Source organism: Pseudomonas sp. AC355, assembly GCF_979258205.1.
Window position 1 is genome coordinate 1,482,032 of sequence record NZ_OZ409843.1, and the last position, 11,940, is coordinate 1,493,971.

Here is an 11,940-nt window from a genome sequence, read left to right on the forward strand (position 1 = left end):
TGGACACCCGGCTCAGAAGAAGCCCAGCGGATTGATGTCGTAGCTGATCAGCAGGTTCTTGGTCTGCTGATAGTGGTCGAGCATCATCTTGTGGGTTTCGCGCCCGACCCCGGACTTTTTGTAGCCGCCAAAGGCAGCGTGCGCCGGGTACAGGTGGTAGCAGTTGGTCCATACGCGGCCGGCCTTGATGCCGCGCCCCATGCGGTAGGCGCGGTTGATGTCGCGCGTCCACACGCCGGCGCCCAGGCCGAACTCGGTGTCGTTGGCGATGGCCAGGGCTTCGGCTTCGTCCTTGAAGGTGGTCACGCCGACCACCGGGCCGAAGATTTCCTCCTGGAACACGCGCATCTTGTTGGTGCCCTTGAGCAGGGTTGGCTGGATGTAATAACCGCTGGCCAGGTCGCCCTCGAGTTTTTCGGTGGCGCCGCCGGTGAGCAGCTCGGCACCTTCCTGCTGGGCGATCTCCAGGTAGCTGAGGATCTTGTCGTACTGCTGCTGCGAAGCCTGAGCGCCAACCATGGTCTCGGTATCCAAAGGGTTGCCGCGCTTGATGGCCTTGATCTTCTTCATCACCTCGACCATGAACGGCTCGAAGATCGACTCCTGCACCAGCGCGCGGGACGGGCAGGTACACACCTCGCCCTGGTTGAAGAAGGCCAGCACCAGACCCTCGGCGGCCTTCTCGATGAACGTCGGCTCGGCCTGCATGATGTCTTCGAAGAACACGTTCGGCGACTTGCCGCCCAGCTCCACGGTGCTTGGGATGATGTTGGCGGCGGCGCATTTCATGATGTGCGAGCCGACCGGGGTGGAACCGGTGAAGGCGATCTTAGCGATGCGCGTGCTGGTGGCCAGCGCTTCGCCGGCTTCACGACCATAACCCTGAACGATGTTGAGCACGCCCGGCGGCAGCAGATCACCGACCACTTCGGCGAACAAGGTGATCGACAGCGGCGTCTGCTCGGCGGGCTTGAGTACCACGCAGTTGCCGGCAGCCAGCGCCGGAGCCAGCTTCCACGCGGCCATCAACAGCGGGAAGTTCCAGGGGATGATCTGCCCGACCACACCCAGCGGTTCGTGGAAGTGATAGGAGGCGGTGTGTTCGTTGATCTCTGCCGCGCTGCCTTCCTGGGCGCGGATGCAGCCAGCGAAGTAACGGAAGTGATCGGCGGCTAGCGGCACGTCGGCGTTCAGCGTTTCGCGCACGGCCTTGCCGTTGTCCCAGGTTTCCGCGACGGCGAGCAGTTCGAGGTTGGCTTCGATACGGTCGGCAATCTTCAGCAGAACCAGCGCGCGATCCTGCACCGAGGTTTTGCCCCAGGCATCGGCGGCGGCATGGGCGGCGTCCAGGGCCTTGTCGATGTCCTTGGCGTCGGAGCGAGGGAATTCACCGATCACCGAGGCATCCACCGGGCTGGTGTTGGTGAAGTACTGGCCACCGACCGGGGCGACGAATTCGCCACCGATGTAGTTGCCGTAGCGCGGTTTGAGGGTGATGACGGCGCCTGCGGTACCGGGTTTGGCATAAATCATGTGAGTTACCTCTACTTTTTATGGATGCCTGTCCTCTGAGGCGAGAGACAAGTCTTGGTTCGATTCGAATGGCGCTTGGCGCGCCGAACGGACTTCGGCGGATGCCGATAATCGGGCAGTTTCCGCAGAGAGGCGCGGCAGAGCACGCAGTTGCCTGGCGCTATCAGGGTAGACGCTCGCTACGGCTTTCGCCGCGGCGTACCTTTGGGAAGATTCAGTGAACATTGCGCCAATCCAGCCAGTCACCTGTTCACAGTAAGAAGTCTAGGAGACGGCAATGAAAAAGCTCACGGGATCGGCACTTTTGCTCGCTGCCTTGTTCGTCACCGGCGTGCAGGCTGACGACGGTGGCCCGTCGCTGCAGGAGCAGCGCCAGCAGATCGGCGATGACATGATTCGTAACCGCACCGGTGCACCTCCGACCAGCGCAGACAGCATCAACCAGCCAGCCACCGATCAGAATCAGCAGCAACAGCCCAACCAGATACCCGACCAGCAGGCACCGCGTAGTACGGTCAACTCACCGGCCAGACAGAATCGCTCTGCAGAACCAGCGGGCAACACGACCAATGAGCGACAGCCGTCGAACCAGACACCCGGTGTGCGGGCAAGTGATGGGCAGAACTCGCCGCCGATTCAAGGTGGCTCGGTAAACACGCCAGCCACGCCGAGTGCACCAGGAGCCGCTGGCAGCTCAGGTGGATCGGCAACAGGCGGAGCGAGCAATTAGGCGAGAATCCGCCAAACCGAGCGCATTTCTGGCGAATCAGGGGCGGGAAATCGCCACCTAACTCACAGAAATGTGACAAACATATTGATACAGATCACTAGTTCATTGACCTGCACCCTTTCCGGCATCGGTTTTGCTTACTGCCCGCCGCCTGCGACGAAAGCGCGCACTTCAAGGTAAATCACCCGGCGTTTCAAAAAATCACCGGGACTGACCGGTTTCGCAGAACGGAACCTGGCAGCACGCAACAGGCGATGCAGCTTCGCTACCCAAGGCTGTACCAGAGTCGGTCGTGCCGTCATGCAATCACATTAATGAAATGGTCTGTCTAATGAAAAAACTCCTGCTGTCCCTACTGTGCTTGAGCGCGCTCGGCTGCGCCAAGCAGCCCGAACCGGAAAAATCCGTGGACGTCCTGCTGATCGGCGGGGGCATCATGAGCGCAAGCCTCGGCACTTATCTCAACGAGCTGGAGCCGACCTGGAAGATCGACCTTTACGAGCGCCTGCCTCAGGTCGCCAGTGAAAGCTCCAATCCGTGGAACAACGCCGGTACTGGTCACTCGGCCCTTGCCGAGCTGAACTACACCCCGGAAAAGGCCGATGGCAGCATCGACATCAGCAAGGCCGTGGCGATCAACGAGTCGTTCGAGATTTCCAAGCAGTTCTGGGCCTATCAGGTCGATCAGGGCGTTCTGAACAATCCGAAGTCGTTCATCAACAACGTGGCGCACATGAGCTTCGTGTGGGGCGACAAGAACACCGAGTTCCTGAAGAAGCGTTATGACGCACTGCAGCACAGCTCGCTGTTCCGCAACATGGAGTTCTCCAACGATCCTGCGCAGATCGAGCAGTGGATTCCGCTGGTAATGGAAGGCCGTCAGCCCGGCGAAAAACTCGCCGCCACCCGCGTGCAGACCGGCACCGACGTGAACTTCGGCGAGATCACCAATCAGCTGCTCGATTCGCTGTCGCAGAAGAACGATGTGTTCAACGTCCATGTGCAGCAAGAAGTCCGCGACATCACTCGCGCCGACGACGGTACTTGGAACGTCACCATGGCCGACCTGGCCAACGACGAGAAGCTGAGCACCGTCAACGCCAAGTTCGTGTTCATCGGTGCCGGTGGTGGCGCCCTCAAGCTGCTGCAGAAGTCCGGTATTCCGGAAGCTGACGGCTATGCCGGCTTCCCGGTTGGTGGCTCCTTCCTGGTGACCCGCAATCCAGAAGTGGCAGCTCGTCACCAGGCCAAGGTCTATGGCCTGGCTTCGGTCGGTTCTCCGCCCATGTCGGTTCCGCATCTGGATACCCGCGTCATCGATGGCGAGAAAGTCATCCTGTTCGGGCCATTCGCGACCTTCTCCACCAAGTACCTGAAGAACGGTTCGCTGCTGGACATGTTCGGCACCATCACCACCCACAATATCTCGCCGATGGTCAATGCGGGCATCGACAACTTCTCGCTCAGCACCTATTTGGTCGGTCAGCTGATGCTCAGCCAGGAAGACCGCATGCACTCGCTGCGTGAGTACTTCCCGGAAGCTCAGGACAAGGACTGGGAACTGGTACAGGCCGGTCAACGCGTACAGATCATCAAGAAAGACCCTGAACTGGGCGGTATTCTGCAGTTCGGTACCGAAGTGGTCAGCTCCGAAGACGGCTCCATCGCAGCCCTGCTCGGCGCTTCGCCAGGCGCGTCCACCGCTGCGCCGATCATGCTTCACTTGATGGAAAAAACCTTCAAGGACAAGATCAAGACTCCGGAATGGCAGGCCAAGCTGAAGGAGATCATCCCCTCCTACGGCCAGACCCTGAACAACAACCTGGAACTGACCAACAAGACCCGTGCCTGGAGCAGCGAGCGTCTACAACTGACCTACGTCGAGGTCAAGCCGGAGCAGCAACAGGCTGAAGAGCCAGCCGAGGTCGAGGCGCCAGCCGAAGCCCAGTAATCCCCCTGAACGAGCGCCTCCACGCAAGGCGCCCTGCAGAAACGACAACGGCCCATCAAGGGCCGTTGTCGTTTCTGCGATTCACTCAAGCTAAGCGCGCCGGCTTGAACTTCAGGCTCACGCCAGTTCGGCGCTACGCCCGTTGGCGATGAAGCGCAGCATCCATTCACCGACCGTACGCCCGTGGTGGTCTTCGTGCAGGCTGTCCACGGCCACGCGGTACACCGACTCGCCAATGTGTTGCTGGCGGATATCGAGCAATGCGCGCGAGTACTCGGGCACGAACTCCGGATGCCCCTGGAAGCACAGTACCTGATCGCCGATGCGGTAGGCAGCGTGTGCACAGAAAGGGCTGGATGCCAGCAAAGTTGCGTTTTCCGGCAGGCGGGTTACCTGATCCTGATGGCTGATCAGCAAGGTCACCTCATCCAGCAATGGCGTCATCCACTCCGGTTGCTCGGCCAGTTGATAACGATGGATACCCACACCCCAGCCACCACTCGCACGCTCGGCCTTACCGCCAAGCAGCAGCGCCAGCAACTGGTGACCGAAACAGATACCGAGCAGCTTGTCACCGGCCTGATAACGCTCGAGCAAGTAAGCCTTGAGGGTCTCGATCCACGGATCGGTGGCGAATGAGTCGGCCTTGCTACCGGTGACCAGATAGGCATCGAAACGCGAGCCAGCCGGCGGATAGTCGCCGTTCATCACGTTGAATACGTGAAAGCTGGCAGCGATGGCCTGGCCGGCGAAAAGACGTTCGAACATCCTGCCGTAGCCCTGATACTGATCGACCAGCTCGGGGCGCAGGATGTCGGTTTCCAGAATGCAGATCTGCAACGACATGGGCGGTACCTGAAAAGAATGATGACGCCACTAAAGCGTGCCTGCGCCCGCCGATCAAGGCAAGAGGCCGAGTGCCGTTATCAGCGCCCTGTCAGCAACCTCAACTGCCATACAGACGAATCGCTGAGCGCAAACAGTTTTCCTGAACCACAAGCGCAGCGACACACTCTAAGCTTCAACGCCTGAAAACGGGCGTAATCTTCCCGAAGAAAAGGAGTTTTACGATGCTCAAGAAGACCCTGACTGCCCTCACCGCTGCCGCTGCCCTGAGTGCCGGTTTCGCCATGGCCGATCGTCCTGGCGCTGACTGGATCAGCATCGAGCAAGCCCTGAGCAGTGCCAAGCAGGCTGGCTTCACCCAGGTTCACAAGATCGAAGCTGACGACGCCGGTTACTGGGAAGGCGAAGGCATCAAGCAGGACAACAAACTGTACGAATTCCGTATCGACGGCAAGTCGGGCAAGGTCATCCGCGAGCAGTTGGACAATTAAGCTGCCGCAGCATGGAAAACCGGCCTGATGGCCGGTTTTTTGTAGGTCAGCCGTTCGATTCCAAGCATCCTGACGAACGGTAAATATCGATTTTCAGAGAAACATCGAGCCGCGCGCCCTCTGGCGCAGGGGTATGCGAAAGAAACAAAGGGTTCCATAACTGTGCGGCACTCTCCGGCACTATGTTAGGAACCAACTGATATAAAAAAACAGAACATCCGCTCTACAGTGAAGACATGCACCGCCGGGTCTTGCCGGGGTGATTACTGGGGACGCGGCACTCACCGGCCCACACGACAACAATCAAAAAAGGTAACGGCCATGTTCAAGACGCCCAAATTCCGTCAAGCCGGACTTATCCTCTTTGCAACTGCGGTGCTGTTGATCCTGCCCAACATGAGCAGAATGATCGGTTGATACGCGGTCAGTTAACCAGCGGCATCCACCAGGCCAGAATCAGCGGCAGCAAGCCGACTGCCAGTACGGTCGAGCACATCACCAGACTGGCAACCTGTTCGGGCGAGCGATTGGCACGCACCGCGAACAGATAGTTGAATACCGCGACCGGCATCGCCGATTGCACCACCAGCACGGCGTGAGTCAGCGGCTCCAGCGCCAGCGCGGCGCCGATCCCCCAGCCAACCCCTGCCCCCAACAGAATGCGCAACCCACCCAGCACAAGCCCGGAACCCAGGTGATGCAGGCGAATGCTCGCCAGCGAAACGCCAAGGGTCAGCAGCATCAATGGAATCGACATACCGCCCAGCAGGCTGACGGTATTGTCCAGCCAGAGTGGCAGTTGCAGATCGAAGAAGATCATCGGCAGCGCCAGCAGCAGGCTGATCATGATCGGGTTACGCAGCAGATCGCGAACCGACGCCGCATTGCCCGACAACGCGATGCCCACGCTGAACTGAAAGATCGACAGGGTCAGAAAGAAGGCCACGGCCAACGCCAGACCGTGCTCGCCGAAGGCGTAGAGGCTGATCGGCAGCCCCATGTTGCCGGTATTGGGAAACAGGAAGGCAGGTACCAGCACCTTCCACTCCTGCCTGAACAGCCTGCTGCACAGCCAGCCAAACAGCCCCATGCAGCCGGTCACCAGCACGCAGCCCAGGGCCATGCTGGTGAACGCGGAGGGGTCGAGGTCGGCACGGCTCAGCGTCGCCAGCACCAGGCTCGGCGTGCCGATGGTCAGCACCAGCCGAGCGATGAATTCCGTGGGGTAGCTCTGGCCACTACGGGCCCAGGCGTAGCCAATGCCGGAGACGATGACCACGGGTGCCAATACAGCGAACAGCTCGGCCAACATGGCCATTCCCCTTGGGCAAAGGGTGCATCCTAGAAGCGATGAGCGACTCATCGCAAGTCGTACAAGTGCTGATCGACATCAGCATCGCGCTAGTAGGCCGCGATGCTGCGAAGCACGACCACGGATCGAAGGAGCAGGCCGGCAATCAGCCCCCTGCCCTCACGCCATCACTGCTCCTGAGCGAGGATCAGCGGTTCCACGTCGACCCGCGCCATCATCCGCTCACCACCGCCGCCACGGCGCATGCCGCGTACCGGGCAGGCATCGAGGTAATCCAGCCCCACCGCCAGTTTCAGGTGGCGCTCTGGCCGTGCCAGGCAGTTGGTCACATCGAAGCTGTACCAGGCGCCGTCCAGCCAGGCTTCGGCCCAGGCATGGCTGGCCAGGTGATCGCGACTATCGGTGAACAGGTAACCGGACACATAGCGCGCCGGGATACCCAGGCTGCGCGCACAAGCGATGAAGGCGTGGGCATGATCCTGGCAGACACCTTGGCGGCCAGCGAAGGCCTGCGCAGCGCTGGTTTCCACCTCAGTGACGCCCGGCAGGTAGCTGATATGGCCATTGAGGCCATGCATCAGATCGATCAGCGCACTGCGGTCACGCCGACGCGCGCACTGCACGGCGGCAAAATTACGCAACGCCTCGTCGGCTTCAGTCAGCCGTGTGAAACGCAGGAATGGAAAGGCAGACTGGCTTTCGTGTTCGGCGTCGCTGGACTCGTCAATTTCGACTTGGCCGCGGGCGCCGATGACGATCGATTCGTGAGGTTCGTCCAGCGTCAGCACGTGCAGAATGTTGCCATACGGGTCTCGTTGCGCCCGTACCGGGCGGGGCAGATCCAGCTGCCAGCTGAGTACCTGCTGGCGTTCGCTGTCGTGGGGCGTGAGGCGCAGGTACTGAATGCTGGCACGAACCTGATCTTCGTAGTGATAGGTGGTGTTATGACGAATGGACAGTCTCATGCGACCTCCAGATAGGACGTGTGAATGACGCGACCGAGATCGTGGACCTGCCCGATGAAATCGGTCAGCCAGGCGTGCAGGCCCTCTTCGAGTACCTCGTCGATGCTGGTGTAGCGCAACCGTGCGTCGAGTTCGGCGGCCAGGCGCTGTGCCGGTCGGCCGTTCTCTCCAGGCAGGTTGGCGAGCATCAGGTACAGCTCGTCCATGCAGGCGCGCAGTGAACGTGGCACCTCGGGACGCAACAACAGCAGTTCGGACACTTTGCGGGCGCTCGGAGAGCCCCGGTAAACCTCGGCGAATGCCTCGAACGATGACAGGGCGCGCAGCAGCGCGCTCCACTGGTAGTAGCTATGCGCGGGTCGGCCGTCCACCTCGTCGATGTCCTCGCCGAGCAGCTCGTAGCGCGAATCGAGCAAGCGCAAGGTGTTGTCGGCGCGCTCGATGAAGGTGCCGAGGCGGATAAAGCGATAGGCTTCGCCGCGTACGATGGTGCCGAAAGTAGCGCCGCGGAACAGGTGCGAACGCTCCTTGACCCACTCGCAGAAGCGGTTGATGCCGTAACGCCCGAGGCCCTGATCGGCGATGCCGCGGATCTCCAGCCAGGTTGCGTTGATGTTCTCCCACATGTCCGCGGTGATGCGCCCACGTACAGCATGAGCATTGCTGCGCGCTGCACCCAGGCAGCTGTAGATACTGGCCGGGTTCTGCGCATCCAGCGCAAAGAAATGCAGCATGCGCTCGGCATGCAGGGCACCGTGGCGCTCCTGATACTCTTCCAGCGTGCCGGTGATCAGCAGCGGCATCGCCAGCTCGTCCAGCCCGTCGCGGCGGCCGTCCTGGGGCATCAGCGACAGCGAATAGCTGCCATCGAGCATCCGCGCGAGGTTTTCGGCACGCTCCAGGTAGCGGGACATCCAATACAGATCGGAGGCAGTTCTCGATAGCATGCTCAGTCCTCCACTATCCAGGTGTCCTTGGTACCGCCGCCTTGCGACGAGTTCACCACCAGCGACCCCTCACGCAGGGCCACACGGGTCAGCCCACCGGGCACCAGGCGGGTTTCCTTGCCGGATAGGACAAAAGGGCGCAAATCGATGTGTCGCGGCGCAATGCCGTTCTCGACGAAGGTTGGGCAGGTCGACAGGCACAGGGTCGGCTGCGCGATATACGCCTCCGGCCGGGCGATCAGGCGCAGGCGGAACGCTTCGATCTCCGCCTTGCTGGCAGCCGGCCCGACGAGCATGCCGTAACCACCGGAACCCTGCGTTTCCTTGACCACCAGATCCTTGAGGTTGGCCAGCACGTGGGACAGCTCGCTGGGCTTGCGGCATTGCCAGGTCGGTACGTTCTTGAGGATCGGTTCTTCATCGAGGTAGAAGCGGATCATCTCGCCGACGTAGGGGTAGATCGACTTGTCGTCGGCCACACCCGTACCAATGGCGTTGGCCAGCACCACGTTGCCGGAACGGTAGGTAGACAACAGGCCGGGCACGCCGAGCATCGAGTCGGGGTTGAAGGCCAGCGGATCGAGGTACGCATCGTCGAGGCGGCGATACACCACGTCGACCTGTCTGGCGCCCGAGGTAGTGCGCATGAACAGTTTGTCGTCACGCACGAATAGATCAGCGCCCTCCACCAGTTCAACGCCCATTTCACGGGCCAGAAAAGCGTGTTCGAAATAGGCGCTGTTGAAACGCCCCGGCGTCAGCACCACCACCGTCGGGTTATCCAGCGGGCTGGAAGTCTTCAGGGTGTCGAGCAGCAGGCTCGGGTAATGGTCGATGGGGGCGATGCGTTGGTTGGCGAATAGCTCGGGGAACAGGCGCATCATCATCTTGCGGTCTTCGAGCATGTAGCTGACACCGCTGGGCGTGCGCAGGTTGTCCTCAAGCACGTAGTAAGTGCCATCGCCATCACGCACCAGGTCGACGCCAGCGATGTGCGCATACAGGTCGCGGTGCAGGTTCAGCCCCTGCATCGCCATCTGATAGCCCTCGTTGGCCAGCACCTGTTCAGCAGGAATCAGCCCCGCTTTGATGATGCGCTGATCATGATAGAGATCAGCGAGAAACATGTTCAGCGCCTGCACGCGCTGGATGCAGCCACGCTCGACGATCCGCCACTCGCTGGCGGGAATGCTACGCGGAATGATGTCGAAAGGAATCAGTCGCTCGGTGCCTTGATCGTCACCGTAAAGCGTGAAAGTGATACCGGCGCGGTGAAAAAGAAGATCCGCCTCGCGGCGCCGTTGAGCCAGCAACTCTTTCGGCGTATCCGCCAGCCAGCGGGCAAAAGCTTGGTAATGCGGACGACATGCGCCATCCGCCAGGTGCATCTCATCATAAAAGGTGCGGGCCATGCCGTACTCCTTGCCACCCGTGTCAACCTATACGCTGCAAACGTCGAGCCAGCGCGTTTATTCCTTTAAAATCAATGACATAAATTTAAAACAAAACCCTATCGCACCACTTTGACGCACATTGATGCTCACTGGCTGGCGGGTGTGCTCCATAGCGTTGCACGGCCTGGGCGCAAGCGGTACTCGAGCATCCGCCTTCGGCAGCCGCGCCTCATGAAAACGTAGACAGGCGAGACGGCAAAGCATTGCACTTTTATCTCATGCCCTTCCGTCCTGAAAAACCATCGCGAGAGAAACATCGGCGTCGCCAGACGATCCCAGAATCAGGTGCCGTGTTTTGATGCGGCTGACAATTAACGTCCTTGAACAAGGAGCGCCCGATGAACAGCAGCCTCGTACCTCCCTACATCCTCGACCGTATCATCGGTCACGGCACCGAACGTCAACGCGACTGTGCGCGCAGCACGCTCAATCATGTCAATTCATTGCGGCATAACAACGGAGCGCCGCAGCTCGCCACCCGGCAAGCCGAAAGCAGCGCCGCGCAAGCAGGACAGCCGCAACGCAGCATTCACGATGCCGGGCAAGACATGCGCCTGCCCGGTGAGCTGAGCCGCAGCGAAGGTCAGGCCGCAACAGGCGACGTGGCGGTAGACGAAGCTTACGAGGCACTGGGCGCGACCTATACTTTCTTCTGGGCGGCACTGGGACGCCACTCCATCGATGGCAAGGGCTTCCCGCTGGTAGGTACCGTGCATTATGGACAGGCTTACGAGAACGCCTTCTGGAACGGCGAGCAGATGGTCTTCGGTGACGGCGACGGCGAGATCTTCAACCGCTTCACCATCGCGATGGACGTGGTCGCACATGAGCTGACCCACGGCGTCATCGACAGCGAAGCCGCCCTCGCCTACGTCAACCAGTCCGGTGCGTTGAACGAATCGCTGTCCGACGTGTTCGGCATTCTCACCAAGCAGTACAGCCTGCAGCAGACCGCTGAACAGTCGGACTGGATCATCGGCGCGGGTCTGCTGACCGACGCGGTGAACGGCCAGGGCCTGCGCTCCATGTCGGCGCCAGGCAGCGCTTACGATGACCCGCTGCTCGGCAAGGATCCACAGCCAGCGCACATGCGTGATTTCGTCGAAACACGTGAAGACAACGGCGGCGTCCACATCAACTCCGGGATTCCCAACCGGGCCTTTCACTTGGCAGCTGTCGCCCTCGGCGGCTTCGCCTGGGAAAAGGCCGGCCTCATCTGGTACGACACGCTGTGCGACAGGCGCTTGAGCAACGACGCTTCGTTCGTGGACTTCGCCAGCCTCTGCGTGGATCGAGCTAAGCAGCGCTATGGTCAGGGTTCCCAGGAAGCGATCGCCGTGATCAAGGCCTGGAGCGACGTTGGCGTCGAGGCCGCATCATGAAAAAACTGCCGGAACTGGGTAACAGCGCCGTCGTGCGCATTTCCCGTCAGGGGGGCTTCGCGGCGATCAGTGCACTGAGCCGCCCGCGGGAAATCGATTTCGCCCAATGCGACCCCGCCCAGCGCGGGCAGGTCTGCTCCGTGCTGGAGAACTGCCTATCGGTGGCGAGAGCCGAAGTTGGCAAGGGCGACCAGCGTTTCTATCGCATAGAACTGCAGGTAGCACGTCAGCAAGAGCCAGGCGAACTGGTGCTGCAGATCCCCGAAGAGCAGGCTCCTCGGGGTCTGGTAAGACTGTGGGAGAAAGGTGCTTGAGAGACCTGGCAGCGG

Annotated in this window: 11 protein-coding genes; 5 read left to right on the top strand and 6 right to left on the bottom strand. The window is 60.7% G+C overall.

What is annotated here, in order from left to right:
- Positions 1 to 12: 12 nt before the first annotated feature.
- Positions 13 to 1,533 (bottom strand): acetaldehyde dehydrogenase ExaC, encoded by a 1,521-nt coding sequence (gene exaC / locus ACZ0AI_RS07060; RefSeq protein ID WP_463565134.1) that lies wholly within the window; start codon positions 1,531 to 1,533, stop codon positions 13 to 15.
- A gap of 277 nt (positions 1,534 to 1,810) precedes the next feature.
- Between exaC and ACZ0AI_RS07065 the strand changes: the two genes are divergently transcribed.
- Together ACZ0AI_RS07065 and mqo are read left to right on the top strand one after the other, a co-directional pair.
- Entirely contained in the window at positions 1,811 to 2,263 is a 453-nt protein-coding gene (locus ACZ0AI_RS07065; RefSeq protein WP_463565135.1) for a hypothetical protein, read from the top strand.
- A gap of 331 nt (positions 2,264 to 2,594) precedes the next feature.
- On the top strand, positions 2,595 to 4,214 hold the full coding sequence (gene mqo / locus ACZ0AI_RS07070; protein WP_463565136.1) for a malate dehydrogenase (quinone): 1,620 nt from the start codon (positions 2,595 to 2,597) through the stop codon (positions 4,212 to 4,214).
- Between the two features lie 117 nt (positions 4,215 to 4,331).
- Here mqo and ACZ0AI_RS07075 read toward each other — a convergent pair whose 3' ends face one another.
- Positions 4,332 to 5,060, bottom strand: a complete 729-nt coding sequence (locus tag ACZ0AI_RS07075; protein ID WP_463565137.1) for an amidotransferase — start codon at positions 5,058 to 5,060, stop codon at positions 4,332 to 4,334.
- Between the two features lie 224 nt (positions 5,061 to 5,284).
- On the opposite strand from ACZ0AI_RS07075, the gene ACZ0AI_RS07080 reads away from it, so the two are divergent.
- The gene (locus tag ACZ0AI_RS07080) at positions 5,285 to 5,551 is read left to right on the top strand and encodes a PepSY domain-containing protein (protein ID WP_463565138.1); all 267 of its coding nucleotides are present in this window, start codon (positions 5,285 to 5,287) and stop codon (positions 5,549 to 5,551) included.
- 424 nt (positions 5,552 to 5,975) lie between these two features.
- Here the strand turns inward: ACZ0AI_RS07080 and ACZ0AI_RS07085 are convergent, their stop codons facing one another.
- The 4 genes from ACZ0AI_RS07085 to ACZ0AI_RS07100 form a co-directional block, all read right to left on the bottom strand.
- The gene (locus ACZ0AI_RS07085) at positions 5,976 to 6,863 is read right to left on the bottom strand and encodes an AEC family transporter (protein WP_463565139.1); all 888 of its coding nucleotides are present in this window, start codon (positions 6,861 to 6,863) and stop codon (positions 5,976 to 5,978) included.
- 167 nt (positions 6,864 to 7,030) lie between these two features.
- Positions 7,031 to 7,828, bottom strand: a complete 798-nt coding sequence (locus ACZ0AI_RS07090) for a transglutaminase family protein (protein ID WP_463565140.1) — start codon at positions 7,826 to 7,828, stop codon at positions 7,031 to 7,033.
- Complete coding sequence (locus tag ACZ0AI_RS07095) at positions 7,825 to 8,775, bottom strand: alpha-E domain-containing protein (RefSeq protein WP_225831962.1); 951 nt, start codon at positions 8,773 to 8,775, stop codon at positions 7,825 to 7,827. Before ACZ0AI_RS07095 ends, ACZ0AI_RS07090 begins: the two co-directional genes overlap by 4 nt.
- A 2-nt stretch (positions 8,776 to 8,777) precedes the next feature.
- The gene (locus ACZ0AI_RS07100; RefSeq protein ID WP_463565141.1) at positions 8,778 to 10,187 is read right to left on the bottom strand and encodes a circularly permuted type 2 ATP-grasp protein; all 1,410 of its coding nucleotides are present in this window, start codon (positions 10,185 to 10,187) and stop codon (positions 8,778 to 8,780) included.
- 380 nt (positions 10,188 to 10,567) lie between these two features.
- Here ACZ0AI_RS07100 and ACZ0AI_RS07105 point away from each other — a divergent pair, with 380 nt between their 5' ends.
- Positions 10,568 to 11,611, top strand: coding sequence for a M4 family metallopeptidase (locus ACZ0AI_RS07105; protein ID WP_463565142.1), 1,044 nt, complete (start codon positions 10,568 to 10,570; stop codon positions 11,609 to 11,611).
- On the top strand, positions 11,608 to 11,925 hold the full coding sequence (locus ACZ0AI_RS07110; protein WP_463565143.1) for a protealysin inhibitor emfourin: 318 nt from the start codon (positions 11,608 to 11,610) through the stop codon (positions 11,923 to 11,925). The genes ACZ0AI_RS07105 and ACZ0AI_RS07110 overlap by 4 nt, the downstream gene beginning before the upstream one ends.
- Positions 11,926 to 11,940: the final 15 nt, after the last annotated feature.

Bases quoted from the DNA above. Each gene is read 5' to 3' on its own strand.
- exaC (WP_463565134.1), bottom strand. From the start codon at position 1,533: ATGATTTATGCCAAACCCGGTACCGCAGGCGCCGTCATCACCCTCAAA.
- ACZ0AI_RS07065 (WP_463565135.1), top strand. From the start codon at position 1,811: ATGAAAAAGCTCACGGGATCGGCACTTTTGCTCGCTGCCTTGTTCGTC.
- mqo (WP_463565136.1), top strand. From the start codon at position 2,595: ATGAAAAAACTCCTGCTGTCCCTACTGTGCTTGAGCGCGCTCGGCTGC.
- ACZ0AI_RS07075 (WP_463565137.1), bottom strand. From the start codon at position 5,060: ATGTCGTTGCAGATCTGCATTCTGGAAACCGACATCCTGCGCCCCGAG.
- ACZ0AI_RS07080 (WP_463565138.1), top strand. From the start codon at position 5,285: ATGCTCAAGAAGACCCTGACTGCCCTCACCGCTGCCGCTGCCCTGAGT.
- ACZ0AI_RS07085 (WP_463565139.1), bottom strand. From the start codon at position 6,863: ATGTTGGCCGAGCTGTTCGCTGTATTGGCACCCGTGGTCATCGTCTCC.
- ACZ0AI_RS07090 (WP_463565140.1), bottom strand. From the start codon at position 7,828: ATGAGACTGTCCATTCGTCATAACACCACCTATCACTACGAAGATCAG.
- ACZ0AI_RS07095 (WP_225831962.1), bottom strand. From the start codon at position 8,775: ATGCTATCGAGAACTGCCTCCGATCTGTATTGGATGTCCCGCTACCTG.
- ACZ0AI_RS07100 (WP_463565141.1), bottom strand. From the start codon at position 10,187: ATGGCCCGCACCTTTTATGATGAGATGCACCTGGCGGATGGCGCATGT.
- ACZ0AI_RS07105 (WP_463565142.1), top strand. From the start codon at position 10,568: ATGAACAGCAGCCTCGTACCTCCCTACATCCTCGACCGTATCATCGGT.
- ACZ0AI_RS07110 (WP_463565143.1), top strand. From the start codon at position 11,608: ATGAAAAAACTGCCGGAACTGGGTAACAGCGCCGTCGTGCGCATTTCC.